Annotated in this window: 17 protein-coding genes; 6 read left to right on the top strand and 11 right to left on the bottom strand. The window is 70.4% G+C overall.

Annotated elements, in window-relative coordinates; translation table 11 throughout:
* Positions 1–14: 14 nt before the first annotated feature.
* On the bottom strand, positions 15–1,454 hold the full coding sequence (locus OEB96_RS42535) for a nicotinamide-nucleotide amidohydrolase family protein (RefSeq protein WP_266222691.1): 1,440 nt from the start codon (positions 1,452–1,454) through the stop codon (positions 15–17).
* 203 nt (positions 1,455–1,657) lie between these two features.
* Between OEB96_RS42535 and OEB96_RS42540 the strand changes: the two genes are divergently transcribed.
* On the top strand, positions 1,658–2,419 hold the full coding sequence (locus OEB96_RS42540) for a Stp1/IreP family PP2C-type Ser/Thr phosphatase (RefSeq protein WP_266222692.1): 762 nt from the start codon (positions 1,658–1,660) through the stop codon (positions 2,417–2,419).
* A gap of 74 nt (positions 2,420–2,493) precedes the next feature.
* On the opposite strand, the gene OEB96_RS42545 is transcribed toward OEB96_RS42540, so the two are convergent.
* On the bottom strand, positions 2,494–3,336 hold the full coding sequence (locus OEB96_RS42545) for a hypothetical protein (protein WP_266222693.1): 843 nt from the start codon (positions 3,334–3,336) through the stop codon (positions 2,494–2,496).
* Between the two features lie 152 nt (positions 3,337–3,488).
* Between OEB96_RS42545 and OEB96_RS42550 the strand changes: the two genes are divergently transcribed.
* Positions 3,489–4,082, top strand: coding sequence for a hypothetical protein (locus OEB96_RS42550; RefSeq protein ID WP_266222694.1), 594 nt, complete (start codon positions 3,489–3,491; stop codon positions 4,080–4,082).
* 54 nt (positions 4,083–4,136) lie between these two features.
* On the opposite strand, the gene OEB96_RS42555 is transcribed toward OEB96_RS42550, so the two are convergent.
* From OEB96_RS42555 to OEB96_RS42585, 7 genes are all read right to left on the bottom strand, one after another.
* On the bottom strand, positions 4,137–4,721 hold the full coding sequence (locus tag OEB96_RS42555) for a GTP-binding protein (protein ID WP_266222695.1): 585 nt from the start codon (positions 4,719–4,721) through the stop codon (positions 4,137–4,139).
* A gap of 63 nt (positions 4,722–4,784) precedes the next feature.
* Positions 4,785–6,143: a hypothetical protein gene (locus tag OEB96_RS42560; protein ID WP_266222696.1), complete on the bottom strand. Its 1,359-nt coding sequence runs from the start codon at positions 6,141–6,143 to the stop codon at positions 4,785–4,787.
* A gap of 242 nt (positions 6,144–6,385) precedes the next feature.
* Positions 6,386–7,243 (bottom strand): hypothetical protein, encoded by an 858-nt coding sequence (locus OEB96_RS42565; RefSeq protein WP_266222697.1) that lies wholly within the window; start codon positions 7,241–7,243, stop codon positions 6,386–6,388.
* Between the two features lie 95 nt (positions 7,244–7,338).
* Positions 7,339–9,645 carry a M14 family zinc carboxypeptidase gene (locus tag OEB96_RS42570; protein WP_266222698.1) on the bottom strand — a complete coding sequence of 769 codons (2,307 nt, stop codon included), beginning with the start codon at positions 9,643–9,645 and terminating at the stop codon, positions 7,339–7,341.
* A 319-nt stretch (positions 9,646–9,964) separates the two neighbouring features.
* Positions 9,965–10,753 (bottom strand): tetratricopeptide repeat protein, encoded by a 789-nt coding sequence (locus OEB96_RS42575; RefSeq protein ID WP_266222699.1) that lies wholly within the window; start codon positions 10,751–10,753, stop codon positions 9,965–9,967.
* A complete protein-coding gene (locus OEB96_RS42580; protein ID WP_266222700.1) occupies positions 10,750–12,237 on the bottom strand; it encodes a serine/threonine-protein kinase in 1,488 nt (495 codons plus the stop codon). The genes OEB96_RS42575 and OEB96_RS42580 overlap by 4 nt, the downstream gene beginning before the upstream one ends.
* 108 nt (positions 12,238–12,345) lie before the next feature.
* Entirely contained in the window at positions 12,346–13,005 is a 660-nt protein-coding gene (locus OEB96_RS42585) for an RNA polymerase sigma factor (protein ID WP_266222701.1), read from the bottom strand.
* 61 nt (positions 13,006–13,066) lie between these two features.
* Here OEB96_RS42585 and OEB96_RS42590 point away from each other — a divergent pair, with 61 nt between their 5' ends.
* Genes OEB96_RS42590 through OEB96_RS42600 form a run of 3 tightly spaced genes read left to right on the top strand, consistent with a single transcriptional unit; the run spans position 13,067 to position 17,106 of the window.
* Complete coding sequence (locus OEB96_RS42590; protein ID WP_266222702.1) at positions 13,067–14,581, top strand: RCC1 domain-containing protein; 1,515 nt, start codon at positions 13,067–13,069, stop codon at positions 14,579–14,581.
* A gap of 31 nt (positions 14,582–14,612) precedes the next feature.
* Complete coding sequence (locus OEB96_RS42595; RefSeq protein ID WP_266222703.1) at positions 14,613–15,710, top strand: multiheme c-type cytochrome; 1,098 nt, start codon at positions 14,613–14,615, stop codon at positions 15,708–15,710.
* A 25-nt stretch (positions 15,711–15,735) separates the two neighbouring features.
* Positions 15,736–17,106: a hypothetical protein gene (locus OEB96_RS42600; RefSeq protein WP_266222704.1), complete on the top strand. Its 1,371-nt coding sequence runs from the start codon at positions 15,736–15,738 to the stop codon at positions 17,104–17,106.
* Positions 17,107–17,119: 13 nt separating this feature from the next.
* Here the strand turns inward: OEB96_RS42600 and OEB96_RS42605 are convergent, their stop codons facing one another.
* Complete coding sequence (locus OEB96_RS42605; protein ID WP_266222705.1) at positions 17,120–19,414, bottom strand: hypothetical protein; 2,295 nt, start codon at positions 19,412–19,414, stop codon at positions 17,120–17,122.
* Between the two features lie 82 nt (positions 19,415–19,496).
* On the opposite strand from OEB96_RS42605, the gene OEB96_RS42610 reads away from it, so the two are divergent.
* Complete coding sequence (locus OEB96_RS42610) at positions 19,497–19,784, top strand: hypothetical protein (RefSeq protein ID WP_266222706.1); 288 nt, start codon at positions 19,497–19,499, stop codon at positions 19,782–19,784.
* 54 nt (positions 19,785–19,838) lie between these two features.
* Here OEB96_RS42610 and OEB96_RS42615 read toward each other — a convergent pair whose 3' ends face one another.
* Positions 19,839–21,290, bottom strand: a complete 1,452-nt coding sequence (locus OEB96_RS42615) for a penicillin-insensitive murein endopeptidase (RefSeq protein WP_266222707.1) — start codon at positions 21,288–21,290, stop codon at positions 19,839–19,841.
* Positions 21,291–21,373 lie beyond the last annotated feature (83 nt).

Raw genomic sequence — 21,373 nt, forward strand, 5'->3', positions numbered from 1 at the left:
CTTGGTCTTCTGGTCTATGAGTCGCGTGGTGACTCGCGTGGCGGATTGCGTTCGGTGATGGAGGCGATCCCGCGAGCGAGCAACCGATCCCACAAGAGCTTGAGCGCCCACAGGACGGAGGCCGCCTGTACCGTGCCACGATCGCCCCGCAGCTGCAGTGCCTTGTGGAAGGTCTCGGCGCCATCGGCGATGGCGATGTGGACGGTTCCCACGGGTTTCTCGGGGGATCCACCGCCGGGGCCGGCGATCCCCGTGATCCCGGCGGCGAGATCGGTGCGTAGCTGGGTGCGAGCGCCAAGGGCCATGGCCCGCGCCACCGGCTCGGAGACGGCGCCGAACGTGGCCAGCATGTCGCCCGGCACGCCGAGCAGGCGCTCCTTGATCTCGTTGTCGTAGGAGATGATCCCGCCGCGGAAGCACGCCGAGGATCCGGAGACGGTGGTGATCAGGGCCCCGAGTCCTCCGCCCGTGCACGACTCGGCGGTAGCGAAGCGAAGGTTGGCCCCGATGAGCGCCTCGACCACGCGCGGCGCCAGCTCGACCTCGCCGATGCCATAGAGACCCGGCGCGAGCGCCTCCTTCATCTCCTCGTCGAGCGAGGCGAGCTCGTCCTCGGTGGCCTGCTCTCCGTCGGCCCCCGCGGTGCCCTCGAGCACGACCATGACGTGCTGGATGCTGGCCCGGTAGTGCACGTACATCGCGGCCAGGCCGGGCGAGCGCTCGCGCGCGCGGGCCAGGAGCCCCTCGATGCGGGCTGCGACCGTCGACTCGCCCATGCCGAGCACCCGATGGATGCGACGCGGGATCGGGCGCAGCGCGAAGCGAGCGCCCAACCGCGCCGTCAGTCGCGGCTCGACCTGCTCGGCGAGCATGCGCTCGAGCTCGCGGGGGACCCCGGGCATCACGAACACGAGGCAGCCGTGCTCACTGCTCCCGCTGGGCTCGTCGGCCCCATCGGCAGACGCGCCCGACGGCTCGCGGGAGAGCACGCACATCAAACCCTCGGCGCTGCCGATGGGGTTGGGCAAGATCTCCGCCCCCTCGGGAAAGTCGGCCTGCTTGAGGTTGGCCTCGGGCATCTGGGCGACCCCGAAGCGGCGGAACTTCTCCCGCAGCCGCTCCACCGCGTCGGGGTCGCGACGCAGCGGGCGACCGGCTGCCTTGGCCACGGCCGCCGTGGTGAGATCATCCGTGGTGGGGCCCAGACCCCCCGAGACGAGGCACACGTGGGCCTCGTCCCTCGCCTCGCGCAGCGCCGCCACGATCTCGTCGATGCGATCGCGAACGGAGACGGCCCGGCGCACCTCGAGGCCCAGCGCGCGGGCGCGCGCGGCCATCCGGGCCTTGTTGCCGTCGACGATGTCGCCCGCGAGCAGCTCGTCGCCCACGGTCAGCAGATGCACCACGGGAGCCCCAACGGGGCCCTGTACGGAGGATGAGGCGTTCTCGGTCACGGGGTGAGCGCACCGAACAGTGGTGCATTACTGAGCAAATGTCAAGGTCGCGCATGGGCCGTTTTCGGGCGTCTCGAAGGCCCGTTGGGGGCGCTCCGTCCCTGGGCGGCCGGTCGCGTGGCCAGGGGGGGATCGGGCGTCGGACTCTTCTGGTGCGGGGCACCTTGGACGGGCCAACGGCCTCGGATAGGATGACCGGCGACGTGCGAATCCGGTACGCGGCCAAGACCGACGTCGGCATGAAGCGGACTCACAACGAGGACTACTTCGCGCTGATCGAGGACGAGCAGCTCTTCCTGGTAGCCGACGGGATGGGAGGTCATGCCTCCGGCGAGGTCGCCAGCAAGCTCGCGGCCGACGTCATCGGCGAGTTCTATCGCCACAGCAAGGATCAGGACGCGACGTGGCCGTACCGCTACGACCATTCTTTGTCCTATGTGGAGAATCGCATGGTGGCCTCCATCCGGCTGGCCAACAAGCGCATCCACGAGTCGGCCGCCAAGAACCCGCAGCTGCGGGGCATGGGCACCACCATCGTCACCTTCATCGTCAAGGGCGATCAGGGCTTCGTGGCGCACGTGGGTGACTCGCGGTGCTATCGCGTGCGCAACGGCAGCATCAAGCCGATGACGCGCGACCACTCGCTGCTCGAGGACTACAAGGAAGCGCGCCCCGACATGACGGAGGAGGAGGCGCGCAACTTCCCCCACAAGAACGTGATCACGCGTGCGCTCGGCATGCGCGACCACGTGATGGTCGACATCACCAAGATCGACCTGCAAAACGGCGACCGCTACGTGCTGTGCTCCGACGGCCTGTCGGGCATGCTCACCGACGACGAGATCCACGAGATCATCCAGAAGAGCAAGGATCTCGAGGACGCGGTGTCGACGTTGATCGACCGCGCCAACGAGGCCGGCGGCACGGACAACATCACCGCGATGGTGGTGGAGTGTAATTTCTAGTAGCCCCCGGAGGGGGGCATTGGTCGGGGCGACCGGGGCGCTTTGCTCTGCTCGCCCCGCGACCGGCTTCCGGTTCACTGGCGAGTGCCCTGCGGATCGATACGAACCCAGGGGCCGCCGTAGGAGCTGCCTTCCTCCCCGAAGATGACCTCGGCCACGCCCCTGGTGAAGGGGCTCACCCGGTACATCGGCCGGGGCTCGATGCGCCATCGGCTCTGTTGGGTATCCCAGAGTCCGTAGCAGTACGGGCGCGTCGAGGGATCGACCACCCAGACCAAGGCTCGGTCGACGTCCGTGCGCTGATCGATGTCGCCGAGCCTGCGCTCGATCGAGTAGTCGATGAGACGATGGGGGTCGTCCTCCTTCGCCAGCGCCTCTCGCCAGCCGGACAGCTCGGCTTCGCCTGCACTCCCGATGCGGTCGAGCGCCTCGTCGAGCCGCTGGTCGAACCATGCCTCGAAGGGGCCTGCCGGCGTGCGCGGCATGCCGCCTTCGACCTCCCACACAATCGTGTCCCCGCGGGCAGGATCGGGGCCGAACGCCCAGCCCTCGATGTCGGACAGTTCGACGCCTGCGAAGAACACGAAGGGGCAGCGGATGACGCCTGCATCGTCCGCCTCGGGCCACACGTCATCGGGGGTCGGAAGATCGGTACTGAGGACTTCCTGCGCCGAGGGCGACAAGAACGACCAGCCGTCGCGGTCGTAGTAGCACAGCCCGAACACCGGACACCCTCCGATCGCCTCGAGCAGCGCCACGTACGAGGCCGGAGGCGGACGCAGCTGGATCTCGTGCTGCGGCGACGCCTTGCGTGCCCACTGCAACCCGCGCGGCACCGTATACGCCCCCCGCTCGAGCCCCTTGGTCGCCGCGAGGTCGACGAGTGCCTGCCATTTCGCCGCGATGCCCTGTGCCACGGCGCGATGCTACTGCACGGGGAAACCACCCAACAGTGTTTCGGTCGGTCACGCTCGAGACCGTGCTCGGGCGCCCCCGAACCTCGGCGGTTGCGCCGGAGACCACCGAGATACCACGAGCGCCCTTGATCACGCGGCCGTATGATGGCCCCATGGTGCGCACATGGATGGAGGGTGTGGATCGCCGACGGCTCGTGATCGTCGTCGCGGTGACCGCAGGGCTCGCGCCGCTGCCCCGGGTGGTCGAGGCAAGCCCCTGGCGCGTGGCGGCACTGGATCGGTCGGCCGAGCCCGAGCCCGCCCCCGCAGCCGAGCCCGCCCCGGTTCCCGCCGTCGTCCCCACCCCACCGCCCCCGAGCGCAGACGAGATCATGCTGCGTGAAGACCTGCGTCGCGACGAGCGCATGGCGATCGCGGGCTACGTGGTCACCGGGCTCGGGGGTCTGGTGTGCCTGCTCTCGCTGCCGCTGTACATCAGCGGGCGCATCGAGGAGAAGAAGGAGGCCAACCTCTTTCAGGAGGCGGGCGATCCCGAGGCGGCACGGATCAAGAAACGCATGGGGCTCATCGGAATCGCCTCGGGGCTCGTGATCGCGTCCGTGGGAGGCACCCTGCTCGGGGTGGGACTGACGCGCCGCAATCGCCACCAGCAGGAGCTGCAGGCGATCTCCACCAAGCGTACCGCGGTCCTGGGCCCGTGGTCGTCGGGTCGGGCGCTGGGGCTGGGCGTGCACGGCCGGTTCTGACCCGGCGGTCGGTGGCCAACCGACGCCCTTTCGGACCGGTGTGCTCGCGATGGCTCATCGCCTTCCCACCCGACTCACCACCGTCTTGGCGAGGCGCTCGAACGTCTCGCGCACGCCGATCCCGCGAACGGCGACGGCGGAGATCGTGGGCACGTGCTCCAGCCCCAGCTCGCGCCGCAGCTCGTCCAGCGTGACCGCATCCTCGTGGTCCTGCTTGTTGCACTGAAGCACCAGCGGCACGCCCTTGGCCTCGAGCCCGTGCTCGCGCAGGCACTCGTGCATGTCCTCGATGCTCTCGAGGTTGGCCTCGAGGCGCTCGCGCTGGCTGTCGGCCACGAACACCACCCCGTCGACCCCGCCCAGGATCAAGCGCCGGGAGGCGCGATAGAACACCTGCCCGGGGACGGTATAGAGGTGGAAGCGCACGTCGAACCCGGAGAGCTTGCCGACCGTCAGCGGCATGAAGTCGAAGAACAGGGTGCGCTCGGTCTCGGTGGTCAGCGAGACGAGCTTGCCCCGCGCCGTGGCCCTGGCGCTGCGGTGCAGGTGCTCCACGTTGGTCGTCTTTCCGCAGAGACCGGGGCCGTAGTAGACGAGCTTGTAGGTGATCTCTCGAGAGGCGTAGTTGACGAACGACATGGGTCCTCCATCCGGCTCGCGCGCGAGCCGGTGGCTTGAGTCGATGACGACGTGAGGGTGGGCTCAGCGCCCGAGCAGCTCGCCCACGATGGCGAGATCGCGGACGCGCGGCTCGGTACCCCGCCGCACGCGGCTCAGGTAGCGCATGCCCGCGACCACCCGATCGATGCGCTGCTTGGGCGAGACCTCGTGCACGCAGCCGGGCCAGCGCGCGAGCGCCCGATTCACGGCGGTACGGATCCGCTGGGGCTCGTCGTGGGCGTCGGCGTGCTGCCGTTCGTCGTGCAGCAGCTTGAGGGCCTTGCTGGTGGCGAGCTCGGCCAGCAGCGCCACCAGCACGATGCGCTCGTCGGGGCGCAGCGCCGGAGCCACGAAGCTCCAGGGGCGCAGCGCCGCCCCGATCACGCTCACGAGCAGCGCCGCCACCGGCTCGTGCCGATTGTTCCTGGACCCCACCGCGTGAGCGGCGGGAATGAAGCGATGGACGAGCAGGCGGTCGACCGCCGCCGACAGCACCGCCTTGCGACGGCGATCCTCGAGCCCGAGCAGGTGCACCAGCAGCGCGCTGTGGAGCAGCGGAGGCAGGCGCCGCGGAGTGCCAACGCCCTCGGCTCCCGTGCGCTCGAGCGCGCCCCAGTCCAGCTGCGTACCGAGCAGCTCGTACCAGTGCAGCACGTGCATGTAGCCGGCTCCGGGCTCGGCGTCGTGCGCGGGGGCAGACGCGGCCGCGCGATCGGCCAGCGCCGGCGGCGAGCCCACCAGCTCGGGCGGCAGATCCTCGGCCACGGCCTTCGCCCTCGCACTGGCCTCGGTGCCGCGCTCGGCGCTCGGAAGACGACGCTCGTTCGGCCGCAGATGCTGCACGACGGCGACGAAGCGGCGCACCTGCTTGGTGAGTCCCTCGGCGTCGGGAGGAGCGTCCCGGGCGTGCTCGATGGCCGCGACGCACCAGTCGACGAGCTCGACGAAGCTCTCGTGGACGCGATAGTGACGCTCGAGCGAGCGGTTGTAGTGGAACAGCTCGACCAGCGGCACGTACTGACACCGCGCCGCGGCGCACAGCCTCGCCTGCGCCGGCCCGAGCAGGGTCGCGAGCTCCGGACGCGGCGGCGTGGCGGCGAGCCCAATGGCGCCGCGCAGGGCCGAGAGCATCGTTCGCACGGCCTCGTGCTCGACCGCTCGCGCATCGCCACGGCGCGCCCACTGGGCCAGCTGCTCGTGCACGACGTGCTGGGCCAGCTCGAGGTGCTCGACGTCCACGTCGGGGTGGTCGGCGTAGCCAAACAGCGCCGCATGGCGGCATAGCTGGCGCCACGAGGCTTCGAACAGCGCACGCTCGGCCGCTCCGTTCACGCCGAGCCGGGCAAGTAAGCCCTCGAGCGGACGGTCGACCACGATCGATTGTGGAGAGGCTGACGCCATCACGAGCTCCTTGGTGAAGGAGGTACGCTCTGGATCGCGCGGGGCGATCCTTGCCGGATGTAGGCTGGCGTTACACGTGACGGCGGCACAAAGCCCCGTATGGCAACATTTCGAGGATAGGGGGCCGAGCCGAGGGTGTCAAGGCGATGCGCTACACGCCGCCTTCTTCGGGGAACGGCGGAGTTCCGAAGCGGACTCCGGCCGAGGACACGTGTCGCACATCATTTTCCAGGGTCCCTGGCTCACCCGCAGTAGCCCAGCTCGACGACCAGCTCGTTGCCTTCGATCACCACCTCGGGAAGCACGCACGAGCCGCCCGGGCAGTCGAGATTGGATTCACACTCCGAGCAGACTCCGATCACCGAGATCCCCATGAGCGAGGCCGGTGCACAGTGGCCCGAGGCGCACTGCAGATCGCCCGTGCCCGGCTCGTCGCACCCCGCCCCCGGCGGTAGTGCGCCTTGCGGAACGCAGTACCAGTGGCCGGCGAACAGGGATAGATCGTAGGCGGGTGCACACAGGTTGCCCGCAGGGCACGGGGTGTCGCTCGAGCACTCGCCACAGGTGCTGGTCTCCACGATGCCCGGAATCTCGAAGATCGTGTCGCACACGAAGCCTGGCTGGCAGGCCGCGTTCGTCTCGCAGCCCGAGCCCGACAGGCCGTCTCCGCACCACGCGGGAATTCCCTCGAGCGGCGAGGCAGGGTTGCAGCCCCACTGCGGGCAATCGGCGTCCTCGTCGCACTCCGAGCACACGCCCCCGAGCGGGCCGACCAAGTAGCAGTTGCCCGAGCAGCAGTCGAAGACGCCATCGACACAGGCCTCACCGAGCTCGCCACAGGTCTCGGTGACGAAGTCGGGGATCTCGGGCGGCTCGTCATCGCTCGCATCGTCGGCCGTCGGCGGGGTCGCCGTACCCGGCGTGGTCGTGCTCGTCGTCGTGTTCGGCGGGGTCGTGGTGGTGCCCGTCGTGGTCGTGGCCGTGGTCGTTCCTTCACCGGAGGCGTCGGCGTCCTCGTCGGGGAGCTCCACCAGTGGACCACACGAGAGCGCGATCAGGAGCGAGGCCGTCAGGAGAAGGATGCGCAGCCGCCGTACCATCGCTTCCATCATACTCCGTCCGGGCGGAGTCATGCCCAGGCGAGGGGACGAGGGCGCCCGAGACCGTGCTCGGGCGCCCTCGCGTCTCGGCCAGCCTAGTACGCCGAGATCGTGATGTCGTCCACGTTGATCCAGTCGGAGTCGTTCGAGGCATCGCAGCGGAACCGCAGCCGCGCCACGCTGCTGAAGGTGTACGAGCCCGAGTCGACGGTGATGATCTCGTTGTTCATCGTGTTGTTGGCGAAGTCGGCGGGCTGGGAGAGATCGGCGATCACCTGCCAGCTCGAGCCGTCGTACAGCTCCACGAAGAAGTTCTCGCCGTTCTCCATGCTGCGCGCGTAGTACCAGAAGTCGACCTCGAGGTTCGTGTAGCCGCTGAGGTCGATCGGGTTGGAGTAGAACGACGAAGCCTGTCCCGAGTTGTCGCGGATCTCGGCCGAGTAGCTGCCGCCGTGCGCATAGCTGGCGTTGTTCAGCCGCTGGGCATCGGTGCCGCCGTCGATGTAGATCCCCCAGCCGCTCTCGAAGTCGGCCTGATCGAGCACCGTCCACGGGGGCGGGCACGCCGGATCACCCGTGCAATCGGGGTCGTCACAGTCGACCAGCGTGTCGCCGTCGTCGTCGATCGTGTCGTCGCAGTCCAGCTCGACGCACGCGGGGTCCTCCCCGCAGTCGGCATCGTCGCAGTCCACGTCGCCGTCGCCGTCGTCGTCGACCGTGTCGTTGCAGACCTCGGGCTCCGCACACGCCGGGGTCCCCAGGCAGTCGGCGTCGTCGCAGTCCACGTCGGTGTCACCGTCGTCGTCGAGCGAGTTGCCGCAGACCTCCACCATGCCTCCGGCCGCCTCCACGTCGAGGAACACGCCGCTGGGCGCTCCCCAGTTGCCGGCCGCATCGCGAGCCTCGACCAGCAGCAGATAGCGCCCCGGGGCCCAGCCCGAGGTGTCGATGGTGGCGGTCAGGCCCTCGCTGCTCGCATTGAAGGTGCCGTCGCTCGCGGCCATGGCCGTGAGCGGCGCGCCGGTCCACGAGGCGTGATCGACGGAGTAGCGAGCCGCCGCCACGTCTTGCGAGGGCTCGGTGCCCCAGCCGTTGCTGTCGAAGCGCGTGTCGTCGGCGGTGGCGGTGAGCGTGACCGAGGCGCCCGCGGTCACCGGAGAGGCGGAGACCGCCACCCCCACCGCATCGGGCCCCGACGGGGTCTGGTACGGCCGACGCGCGGCCTTGAACGCGGTGGTGAGCGCCTCGAGGTTGACGGGAGCCACGGTCGACTCGAAGCTGGCGCAGCTCTGGAAGAACGAGGTGCCCACCTCGAACGTGTAGGCCGCGATGCCGAGCTCGCCGTAGGCCCAGTCGTCGGTGGTGCCGCTGGCCGAATAGAGACACAGGGGCCCCTGACACACCTCGTAGTCGTTGTGGTAGCCGAGCTTGCGCCCGAGCGTGCGCAGCTGGGCGAGGTTGGGCGCCGCGCTGGCACCCCAGCTCCACGGGTACAGCACCAGCTCTCCGTACGAGTGCAGCGTGATCATCATACCGGTGGTGTCGTCCGGCGCAGCATCGCTGCTGCCCGATCCGCGCTGATCGGCGAAGATCGAGCTCATGTACGATTGCAGCGCCTGGGTCTCGGGCTCGGAGTTCGCCCCCGTGCCGCGATAGGTGAGGTTGCAGGCGTTGGTGCTGGTGCCCGCGCCACCATACTCGTACGAGTTGTTGCGGTTGAGGTCGATGCCGTGCTGGCTGCTCGCGGTGGGCGGGTACGAGCACGACCCCGCGCTGGTGTTCCGGTTCTTGCGCTGCGTGTAGCCCTGCTCGGCGATCTTGCGCCCGTCGGGGTTGGCGTGGGGCAGCACGTGCAGCTCGTAGTGGTCGAGCAGCCAGGTGGCGTCGGGGTCGGTGCCGTAGCCCTCGACCAGCTGCTCGGCAAAGCGGATCGCGATCTCGGCGGTGGCGTACTCACGCGCGTGGATCGCCCCCATGAGGAAGAACCGCGGCTTGGGCCCGGCGATGGCCTCGTTGGTGAGCACCATGCCCTGGAGGTCGTAGCCAGCGGGGCCCCCCGCGGTGACCTTGTCCCACGAGTCGCCGATGTCGACGAGCTCCACCAGGCCGGAGTAGTTCGAGTCGAGCGTGGTCATGGTGTCCACGGTCTCCTCGACGGTGCGGTAGCACGCATAGCTCGGGATCGAACGGAACCCGCCCGCGTCCAGCATGCGCTGCAAGATCGAGGTGGGCTCCTGCTGGACCTCGACCGTCAGTCCCTCGGCCACGAGGCGCTCGTACTCGTCGGGCTCGATCAACGCGGCCACGTAGCCCTCGGCACGGTCGGCGTGCTCGAGCAGGTCGACCTCCGTGGCCAGGCGCTCGAGCGTCTCGGGGGTCTGATAGTAGATGTGGACGAGCATGGTGGCCTCGACCGGAGCGAGGCCGAGCGGCGCGCCCCCGCCCGAGGACTCGGAGGAGCCCTCGTCGGATGGAGCATCACCGTCGGTACAACCGGTAGCGAGCAAAGCCAGGGCGGAAAGGGTACGAAGGAGCAGGTGTCGTGATCGGTGCATGGATCCTCTCGGCCGAGGAGATGCACCAAGCGTCCTGATGGATGAGACGAACCACCATCGTGACGTTCATCGACTCGATCGATGCATGGGGGCCCGAGGCACGGCAGCACCGATGCGCGCTCGTGAGCTCACCACGACCACTCGGGCATGGAGCCCACCGCGAGCGTCAGAACCTCACGATGAGCCCAACCTCGGCTCCACGCTTCACAGGGGCGGGCACGAGCGCCAGCGACTTGCGACCGCGCGCACCAATGAGCGCGTAGCGAACGATGCCCGCAGCAACCAGGGCCGAGCCCACCGCGAGGGTGATGATCCCGGCGCGGTCGAGCCGCTCGGCGCTGCGCGAGAGATCTTGGTGGGTCTGGAGATCGGCGGCGCTGGCCGTGGCGCGAGCATCGGCCTGGGCACGAACGATGAGACCCGCACCCACGCCCACGCCCACCACACCTGCGGCCACCAGCGCACCGCCCCAAGGATCGGTGATCCACCGGCGCGGGGGAGCATCGCCTCCACCCTCTTGGGTACCACCGCTGGGATCGCCGGGCTCGGAGCCATCGCCCTCGGTCGACTCGGTGATCGAGCCCTCGGCGGTCGAGACCTCCGTGCCTTCCTCGCCGCCGCAGCGGGCCACGCCACGTCGAGCATCGTCGGCGTCGGCGGGCGGGACGTCGTGCTCGAGGAATCGACGGTAGAGCGCGATAGCACGCCCGCAGTCACCGCGTCGCTCTTCGATGGTGGCGCGCATGTACACGAACACGGCGTGGGGTCGATCGCGCTCGGCGTCGTCGAGTTCCTGCAGCGCTTGCTCGTAGCGACCAGCCTCCACGTGGGTCGCCACGCGCTTGGCCACCGCGCGCACGTAGGCCGCGTCGTCGTCCGCGGGGCGCACGGCGGTCGAGGGCGCGGGGGTGCCCAGCGCGAGGGTGAGCGTGAGCGAGATCGGCAGCTGCATCATTGGTCACGCCAGCTCGGCGGCAGGATGCTGTCGGGATTGGCCGACGAGGTGGATGCCTTGGGACGACGACGACGGCGCTTGCGACCGGTTCGGCTCGCGCCCGCGACATCACCGCCCTCGGTCGCGAGTCCCTCGGTTTCGAATCCCTCGGTCTCGAATCCCTCGGTCTCGAATCCCTCGGTCTCGACCCACTCGAGCTGCCCCGTGTCGGTCGCGAGCGAGTCGTCGCCTCCGGCCTCGTCGAGGGTCGCCTCGTCGACCTCGGCCTCGGCCGGTGCGGGGTCGGGCGCCGCGGGTCCGGCGAGCGCCTCGGGGGACCCGGCCACGACGGCGGGCGCCTGCGCGGGCGGAGGCGACGACGAAGCGGCTGCGGTCTCCTTGTCGCGTGCCAAGCCACCGACCACGAACCCGCCCACGCCGATGCCCACGCCGAGACCGGCGAGCACGATCCACCGCACCGGCGACGACCGAGCCGCGGGCGCGGGCGCGGGCCGAGGGGGCGCGAGCAGGGCCAGGTCCACCTGCGGTGGAGGCTCGGCGCCAAAGCGATGCTGCATCAGGCCCGCGCGGGCCGGCGCCTCCAGGTCGAGCCCGAACGCGACCGCAAAGCGCTGCAGGTCCTCGACCAGGGCCGCGGCGGTGGGATAGCGCTGGTCCGGCTCGACCTCGAGCGCTCGGGTCACCACCGCCTCGAGTGCGGCGGGATAGTCCGGCATCGCCCGGCGGGGGCGCACGTAGTTGCCGTCGATCACCTTGCCGATCACGGCGTAGTCGTTGTCGGCATAGAAGGCGCGACGACCGACGGTGAGCTCGTAGAGCAGGATGCCCAGGCCGAACACGTCGCTGCGGCGATCGACCACGTCGCCGCGGCACTGCTCGGGCGACATGTAGCCCATCTTGCCCTTGAGGGTGCCGGCACGGGTGAGCTGGGTCTGCTGGGTGACGCGGGCGATGCCGAAGTCGAGGAGCTTGACGCACCCGTCGAAGGCCACCATCACGTTCGAGGGCGTCACGTCGCGGTGCACCACCTCGACCGGGTTGCCGTGCACGTCGCGGTGCTCGTGGGCCGCGTGCAGGCCGATCGCCACCTCGATCACCACGCCCACCGAGAACGCCAGCGGCAGCGGGCCGGCCTCGCGGATGCTGCGCTCGACCGACCGCAGGGTGCGACCGTGCAGGTACTCCATCGCGAGGTAGTGGCCGCCCTCGCCCACCCCGAAGTCGAGCACCCGAACGATGTTGGGATGCACCAGACTGGCCGCAATGCGGACCTCCTCGAGGAACATGCGCACGAACTCGGGATCCCAGCCAAGGTGCGGGAGCATGCGCTTGATCGCCGCGAGCTGCGGCGGGCCGGCGGGGGTGGGACGCGCGGCGAGGTAGAGCTCGGCCATGCCTCCGGCGGCCAGCGGCCGCGCGGCGACGAAGTCTCCGAAGCGGGTCCCCGCGGGCAAGCCCGGGGGGCTCGAGACGGCGGCGTCCACGGCCCGCCATCGTACCGCAGGACGGCGTCACCACCACGAACCAAGGCCCCTTGGGGGCCAGCTCGAGCACTCGCTCGCCGGCAATCGCTCGCGGGGGGCCCGGGCTGGCTACCGACGACGAGCCACCAGCTGGGGAATCCTGGGCCGCAGGGCGGCCATGGTTGCCGGATCGGCAAGCGAGCGCACCCAACCATCGAGGTCGGCCAGTACAGCGTCGCTTGCGCGACCTCGCCGCGCCACCCGCCGGATGCGGTCGCCCAGCGCCTGGCGAGCCCGGGCCAGCCGAGTGGTGATGGTGCTCGTGGGCACCTCGAGCACCTCGGCGATCTCGCGCGCCATCAGGCCATCCCAGTAGTGCAGCACGATCACGGTCTGCACCTCCTCGGGCAGGCCCGACATCGCGGTGAGCAAGATCTGGTGCTCCTCGCGCCGCGCCACGAGCACGCTGAGCGAGGTGCCGGGCTGGGGCTCGGGCTCGTCGAGGCTGGCGAGGCGATCCACGCGGCGCTCGTCCTCGAGGTGGCGAAACAGCTGCCGGCGCGCGATGCCGAACAGATAGGCGCGAAAGCTGGCGTCGCCGCGAAAGCGCTCGCGCCCCTCGACGCACGCGAGGAAGGTGCGCTGGGTGAGGTCCTCGGCCAGGCGGGTGCGCACCTCGAAGAACCGCAGCACCGAGCCATAGTGGCGTCGTACCAGCGCATCACCGGCGCTGGGGTCCCCCGCCCGCCAGCGCTGGAGCAGCTCGAAGTCCTCGGATCCGGCGTCCACGGGCCCGACTATAGTCGACCCCGGGTGACTTCGCCGCCCGGGTATCCGACACTCGCAGGCGGTGCAGGGGGACGGCAGACGAGCGCACGGGGTCTCGCTGGTGGGAGGTCTGGGGCTCGGGCTCCTCGGTTGCGTCCAGATCGGCGCGTTCCCCTGCAGCGACGACGCCCAGTGCGAGCTCGACGGTCGCACCGGGCGGTGCCTGTCGCCGGGCTACTGCGCCTTGCCCGACGATGCGTGCGACAGCGGCTACCGCTGGCACGACCGCAGCACCCCGGAGGACCTCGCAGGGCAGTGCGCCTCGCTCCCCGAAGGCACGTCGTCGACCGGAGCGGATCCGTCGTCGTCGTCGGGTTCGAGCAGCTCGTCCCACGACTCGAGCGCCTCGTCGTCGGGCTCGAGCTCGGGCTCGATCACGGACGATGGCTCCTCCTCGAGCTCGGGCAACCCCTGCGGGGATCATCCCTGCCCGTGCACCCAGTCGGTGGCGACCGGCGCCAACCATACGTGCGCGGTCCGGACCGACGGCCACGTGGTGTGCTGGGGCGCCAACAATCAGGGTCAGCTGGGCCAGGGGGTCGCCGGGGCCGGGCCCATCCCCGAGCCCCAGAGCGTGGTGATCCCCGGCGAGGCCCTCATCCAGTGGCTGCAGGCCAGCAACAACGGCACGTGTGGCCTCGGCTCCGACGACGCGCTGTGGTGCTGGGGCGACAACAACAACGGCGAGATCACCACCCCAGCCGGTGCGCCTCCCTCGGTGGTGAGCCCGACCGCCCTGCCCGTCGATGGCTCGCCCGGAGCCCTGGGGCAGGGGCAGGCGCACACCTGCATCGGCGAGCCCGGCGGCCCCGGCGTGCGCTGCCTGGGCAACAACACCTACAGCGAGCTGGGCGGCGGCGGAACCCAGCCGATCGACGGCGCCGTCCCGGGCATGAACCCGGTGGATTGGCTGGCGCTGGGCAACGACCACAGCTGTGCCCTCGCCAACGGGCAGGTGTGGTGCTGGGGTCGCGACAACGTGGGGCAGCTCGGACAGAACGACGTGCCGGGGCCCACCGCCGACCCGGCCTCGGTGTCCCTGCCCAGCGCGGCCATCCTGCTGGTGGCCGGCCACAACCACAACTGCGCTGCGATCAACGGAGGCATGGCGGTGCGCTGCTGGGGCAAGGGCGATCTGGGCCAGATCGGCGACGGCACCACCAACAACCGCCAGCTCCCCAATGCGATCGCCATGACGCCTCCCGCTCCCGTGGTGGCCCTGCAAGCGATGGTCGACACCACCTGCATGCTGCTGGCCGACGAGAGCCTGTGGTGCTGGGGCGACGACAACGGGGGGTTCTTGGGCACCGACGTCGCCAACAACACGCCGCTGCTCGTCCCCACCCGGGTGCTCACGGTCGACGCGCTGCCCGAGCCGATCGTGAGCTTCTCGCTGGGCGCCGCGCACCTGTGCGGCCTGGCCGAGTCGGGGCGCCTTTGGTGCTGGGGCCGCAACACCTCGTGGCAGCTCGGGCCCGATCCGCCCCTGCCGGGCGTCCCGGCCATCGAGCTCGACGTGGAGTGTCCCGAGGGCTGAAGGGGAATATGTTCGGGCATCGAGGACGTGCATGAGCCGGGGCTCCGCAATGGCACGCACGCTGGGGTGGACCGGGGTAGTGCTCGGGTCGTTGCTGCTGGCGGGCCATGCCGGCCACGCCGGCCACGCCAGCCACGCCAGCCACGCCAGCTCGCGACGCACCAGGCCCACGGCGATGCCCGGGCCCGCACGCGATGCCCCGTCGTCGCTGCGCGTCGACCAGAACCGCGAGTGCGTGGAGTGCCATGTCGAGGTTGCAGCCCAGTGGCAGGGCTCGCTGCACCAGCAAGCGTTCGTGGATCCCGACGTCGCCGTCGCGCTCGCCCGCGAGCCGCGGGCCTTCTGCCGCGGCTGCCATGCCCCCGAGGGCGACCCGTCGAGCCCGCCGCCACGGGAGGTCGCTGCGATCGGGGTGGCGTGCGTGACCTGCCACGTGCCGCCCGACGCCACGCTGCCCGTCGGAGCCGTGCTCGCGGCCCCCAGCGCTCGCCCGGCGGCCGCGAGTCCCCACGCCATCGTGCGTCGCGAGGCCTTCGCCACCAACGCAGCCTGCGCGGCCTGCCACGAGTTCCCCTCGGAGCTCCTGCCCGGGCTGATGATGCAGACCACCCTCACCGAGCACCGCGCATCGGCCTTCGCCGACGAGCCGTGTCAGTCGTGTCACATGCCTCTCGGCTCCGATGGCCGACGCACCCATGGCTTCGAAGCGTCGCGCGACCCCGCCATGCTGCGGGCCGCCGTGCACGTACGAGCGCAGCGCATGGGCGACGGGGCTTGGCTCGAGCTCGCCCCCGGGGCGATCGGCCACGCGTTCCCCACCGGGGATCCGTTTCGGCGGCTGTCGATCGAGCTCGGTCACGAGGAGGACGGCGAGTGGGTGGTGGACGACGAGCGCCAGCTCACCCGTCGCATCGGCCGCCATCGCAGCCGTCTGCGACAGCTCGCCGACGATCGCCCCGGAGCCTCCCCCGAGCCGACTCGCGTGGTGCTGCGGGCTCCCGGCCTCGAGGCGGTCGCGCTCGGCTGGCGCGTCGCCTACGAGCGCCTCGACATGGACTACCCCGATGACCCGAGTCCCCGGATCTTCGACCGCGTGATCGTGGCCGAAGGATGGCTCGCTCCCCTCTGACGCCCCCGCAGGGCCCATGATCATCATGCGCACGATCACCAAGCTCTCGAGTCCCCTGACCCTCGCGCTGCTGCTGGCGACGGCATGCACCCCCGAGGCGACCTCGACCCCCAACCCGCCCGAGTCCGCACCGAGCCTCGCGGCATCCGAGCCCACGCCTGCGAGCGCGCCTGCTCCCGCCAGCGAGGCCGCGCCAGAGCCCGCACCCGCGCCAGAGCCAGAGCCCGCGCCGGAGCCAGTCGCACCCAACGCCGAGCCCGCTTCGTTGCGGCTGGCCTTCCACGGCAAGTGCGACTACATCGACGTGTCGACGGTGGACGATCAGACCTTCGTTCACTATCGCTCGAACAACAAGGACCACCTGCTCCGCCTCGGCGCAAGCGGCGAGCTCATCGAGCCGATCCCCGTCGGCTTCGAGGACCAGTGGCACGACGCCATCGATCACGCCCTGGGTCGCTGGCCCGATCAACTGCTGGTGATGATCGAGAGCGACGCGCGCGACGGTACCTGGCGCTGGCTCTACCGCCAGACCGCCGAGGGGTGGAAGCAGATCAAGACCCTGGGCGAGGACACCAACTACCACGACGCCTGGCCGTGGATCGACGGATCGATCCTCGCGCATGTCGAGACGGGCATGGACGAGGGTCGAAGATCGCGCCTGGCCGTGGTCCGTGGCGAGGGCAAGGGCCCGTCGCTCGCCAAGGTGCAGCGGGCGGGCAAGTGCGAGCCGTACGAGCTCTACATCGCGGACGTTGCGGTGCTGGCCGACGGTACCGTGATGGCCAGCGTGGACTGCAACGATGCGTGGGTCGCGACGTGGCGCCCCGGCGACCGAGAAGGCACCGTCAAGCGGTTCTCGGGCGACGACTACTACACGTTCCACTTCCGCCTCGACGACCAGGGTCGTGGGTTCGTGCTCAGCGGCACCGATCTGCTGCGCTGGAGCGATGGCGACGTGACCGCAGTGGAGCCCCCGAAGGGCCGAGGGCAGCCCGAATTCGACGCCAGGAACGGCGTGGCGTGGGTCGTTCGCGGCGACCAGCTCTGGCGCCACGGCGAGGCCGGCTGGGAGGCCATTCCCACCCCCGAGGGGCGGCGCATCGGCAGCGTGGCCGGCCTCGAGCACGGGACCCCGTGGCTGCGGTTCCGCGATGACACGGTGGCCATGCAGACCACCGACGGCATGTGGCACGACGTGCCGCTGCCCCCGGCCCCCGAGTCCGAGCAGTCCCCCAAGGTGGTGCGGCTCGACGTGATCGCTCCGGGTGATGCCTGGATCGCGAGCAAGTACGTCGGGCAACGCAAGGGCGCCAAGAGCCGCGGCACCAAGCTGAGAGCGCTCTACACCACGCGGGCCGGTGCCACGCCGCAGGTGTGCGGCGAGCAGGAGGCGTAGCGGGCTCGACCCCTCACTCGGGAATCGCCACCGGGCACGGCACCACCAGCCACGGCACCCCGGTGACGTCGAGCTGGATCTGCAGCCCCTCGAGCGACGAGTAGCCCACGCCCACGTTGACGCTGCCGCGCAGGATCACCCCGCCCTGGCCGGGGAGGTTGCGCGGGCGAAAGTTGGTCTTGGCCTCCTCCTTCGCCGCTTCGCGCAGGACCGCGAGCGCCTCGCGGCGCTCGGCCCCCGTGGCGATCTCCACCTGCCAGGCCCGCGCGAGCAGCCGAACCTCGGCATGGCTGCCCGACGAGGCCAGCGACTCGAGCTCCGCCCGCTCGGCAGCCTGGGCCCCGCGCGCCTTCACGCGAGCCGACAGCGCGTTGAGCTGCAGCAGGTCGCCTTGCCCATCCTCGGCGTGGTCCGCCGCCTCCTTCCACAGCAGCAGCGCCTCCTCCACGCGCCCCTGCTCGGCCAGCACCACCGCGAGGTTGTTCAGCACCACCGGATCGAGCGCCCCGCCCTCGTCGTGCACCTTCCGGTAGCGCCGCTCGAGCGCGGCGAGATCCTGCGGACGCCCGAGGCGATGCGCGAGCGCATGCCCATCGGCCACCAACCTCCGCACCGCAGCCGGTCGCTTCGGATCGTCGACCGCGTCGACCAGGGCCAGCATGCCGTCCACGCGCTCGCGAGCGTCCCACGCCGCCACCAGATCGACCGCAGCCTGGGCCCGCCGCACCGCCAGCGCGTCGGCGTGCTCGGCCGGCGGCGGCACGTCGAGCACGCCCAGCGCGGCCTGGCGCTCCTTGGAGAATTCGGCCGCCGCCAGCCACAACACGTAGGCATGGAAGCTACCCGGCACATCGCTCCGCAGCGCGACCGTTCGCGCCAGCAGCCCCTCGGCGAGCGCGTGCATGGCCGCCTGATCGTCGGCACGGCTCTTGGGCCACGCCTCCATGCCCAGCTCGTAGATGAACCGCAGCACCCGCCCTTCGTCGGCCCCCAGAGCCTCGAACGCCCCGATGTCCTCGCGCATCTGCAAGAGCCCCGGGCGCAGCACCGCGAAGATCTCGTCGGGCCCGCGACCGCCCAGCTGCGGCAGCACGTGATAGATGAGCGCGGTCGCCCGCACCCCGATCGCCAGCTCGTACCACGTGCGATCGAGGTGCTCCCGCGGCTGCGCGCGCTCGAGGATCTCGAACGCCGCCACGAAGTCGATTTCGTCCGTGAGCACCGTGCGCGCCTGCCCCACCACCGGTCGCGCATCGTCGGGATGACGGCGGTGGAGCTGTTCGAACAGCGCCAGGGCCTCGTCGTAGCGCTGCAGCTCGTAGAGCGCCGTCGCACGCTCGAGCCCGTCCTCCAGCCCGGCGGCATCGGACAGCTCCACCGCGCGGTGAGCATGCTTGACCAGGCTTCGCACATTGCCGAGCCGCTTGGCCAACGCGTCGTCGTGGGCAGCCGGCAGGAGCGCCTCGGCCCGCGCCAGGGCCTCGCGCGCGCAGCGTACGTCGAGCGCTCGGCTGCACACCGACGCGAGATCCAGCCAGTGCTCGGCCGTCGCCGCCTCGCCCCGCAGGGCCAGCGCCCGGCGCAGCGCACCGACGGCCAGCGCCTCGTCCTCGGACACCAGCTTGGGACCAAGCCTCCCCAGCACGGCGGGGATCTCGGGGTGCTCGGGCGCCTTGCGCAAGAGCGCCGCCACCGTGCGCCGATGCAGCTCGCCCGACTTCTGCAGCACCCCGAACACCAGCCGCGACAGCTCGTCGATCGCGGCCAAGCCCTCCACCTCGCCCTGCTGCTGCTGCTGACTCGCCACCGCCGCCACGAACGCCTGCAACAGCCGGGAGAATGCGTTGCGATCATTGGCCAGGCTCGGCGCGTCGAGCAGCGCATAGATCCGCTCGAGCACCAGCAGCGCCTCCACGTCGGCGTCCTCCACCGTCCCTGCCGCCCGCTCGGCCAGGGCCAGCGCACGCCCCAGGCCGAGCAGCCGCTGCACCTGCGCCGCATCGCCGGCCGACTCGCCGGACGTCTTCCAGCGCGCCCACTCATCCTTCGCCTCGGCCACGAGCGCACGCGAGTCTCGAGTGGCCGGGATCGCCAGCACCGGGACCAGCCACGCGGGCAGCTCCATGGTGAGGGCCGGGCGCGGACCCGGATCGATCGCATCGGCGATCTCCGCCAGGCTCGGCCCTTCACCATCGTCGGTCGACGCCTGGTCGCCCACCGCCGCATCCGGCTCGTCGGGCGGCACCGCCGGGCGACATGCCCATGCGATCGCCAGCAGGCCCACCAAGATCTCGCGTGCGCTCGTCACCGTGCCGGGCAGTCTACTACCACTGCGGTCCGCCTGATCTCTCGAAGGGCGTCTGATACGATGCAGCAGCAAGGGACACGCATTGAGCCAGCAAGAGCCGCTCAGCCCAACGACCACGGGCATCATCTACGCCGTCATCGCGATGATCGGCACCGCGGTGCTGATCGCGGTGGGCCTTGCCATCGGCCTTCACGGAGCCCACGGGCTCGATGGCCTGGGACCGATCTTCTGGTCCATGGCTGCCGCGCTGGTGGGCCTGCCCACCGCGGCCATCGCAGGCTTCTTCTACGGACGACAGCGGGGGCAACTCGACCAGATGGATCGCATGATGGCCGACGTCGAAGAGCCGCTCGAGCCCCCCACGCCATAGGTGCTCGCCCGGCGTCCTCATCCGGACCAGGCTTTCCGCCAGCCTCCCGCTCGCTCACTTCCGAAAGCGCACGTGGAAGTGGTTGGTGTGCCCCTTCCAGTGGCGGATGAGCCCGTGCGAGCGGTTGCGTCCGCGGGGGTACTGGAACAGCTCGTCGAGCAGCTCTTCGCTCGCCCCACGCGCCTTGGCGTGCTCGTAGAGCAGCTTTTGGATCTTGTAGTCCACGAACACGTAGACCACCTGATCGGTGTCGATGAACGACTTGATGAGCCGCCAGGTCCTCGCCACGTCGAGGTTGTCGGCGGTGGCGGTGCGGAACTTGGCCTCGCCGCTGCCCTCGATCACGTAGGCCACGTCGACGTCGCGGCCGTGCTGGTGGGAGTTGTGCGGCTTGAACGGCCCCCCACCCTTCTTGGAGATGTCGCCGATGTAGACCTTGGGCCCGCCCGGCATCTTCTTCTTGTAGTTGGCGATCGCGGCCTGGATCGAGCGGATGGTCTCCCCCGTGCCCCACGCACCCGCCTCCCACTTGATGGTGTAGTTCCGACCCGACGGAAGCTGGACGCCGGCCGTGAGCACGCCCTTGTCGCGGTCGTCGGTGCCGAAGCCCGGGAAGATGTCGCCGTCGGCGTAGACCGTGAGCTTCTGCCCCGGCCGCAGCGAGCTGGGATCGTCGAGCGCCCCTCGCTGGAACCGCACCAGCTCGCGCGTGGTCAGATCGTAGCGGTTGGCGATGGCGCCGAGGTTGTCACCCTCTCGCACCGTGTACTCGAGCTTCTCGCGCACGCGCGGCGCAATCTCGGGGCACACCGCGACCTTCTGGCCCACGCTCAACAGATCGGGGTTCTTGCGCAGCCGCGAGTTCCACTTCTGGAGGTCGCCACGCCGCACCCCGTAGCGCCCCGCGATCGAGCCCAGGTTCTCGCCCGGCACCACCTCGTGCTGGAACAGCGGCGTCTGATAGCCGCACACCTTCGAGTTGACCACGCGCTGCTGGTCGGCGCAGATCTTGATGGTCTGCCCCACCCGCAAGAGCTTGGGATCCCGGGAGAGATCGGGGTTGCGGCGATAGAGTTCCTTCTCGGTGATCCCGTAGTGGCTGATGATCTTGCTCAGGGTCTCGCCCGAGCTCACCTCGTGCTCGACGATTTGTCCGCCCGATCCACAGCTGCGCACCGCGCGAGGCTTCTTCTCCTCCTTGGTGGAGTCGGCCGCCGCGGCGCTCGCCGTCTTCTCGGCCGCCTCCTTCTGCGCATGCAGCTCCTTGGCCGCACACACGTCGAGCTCCTGCCCCACCCGCAGCAGATCCGGGTTCTTCTTCAGCTCGGGGTTGGCGTCGATGAGGCTGCGCTGCGAGACCCCGTGCCGGTTGGCGATGTGGCCCAGGGTCTGCCCCGCCGCCACCGTGTGGATGCACTCGCCGCCCCAGGCCTTCGCGCTGCTCGCGAGCAACCCTGTGCCGGCCAGGACGAGCGCTGCACCAAGAACGAGCCGAACGCGCCGCATGGTGCCGGAAGGCTTCGCATACTCCGGCCTCGACATCCACGCCCCAAGCTCACGCGGCCGCAAGTGCCCGCGAACGTGGACGG

This window comes from Paraliomyxa miuraensis, assembly GCF_026337845.1.
Classification (GTDB): Bacteria; Myxococcota_A; Polyangia; order Nannocystales; family Nannocystaceae; genus Paraliomyxa; species Paraliomyxa miuraensis.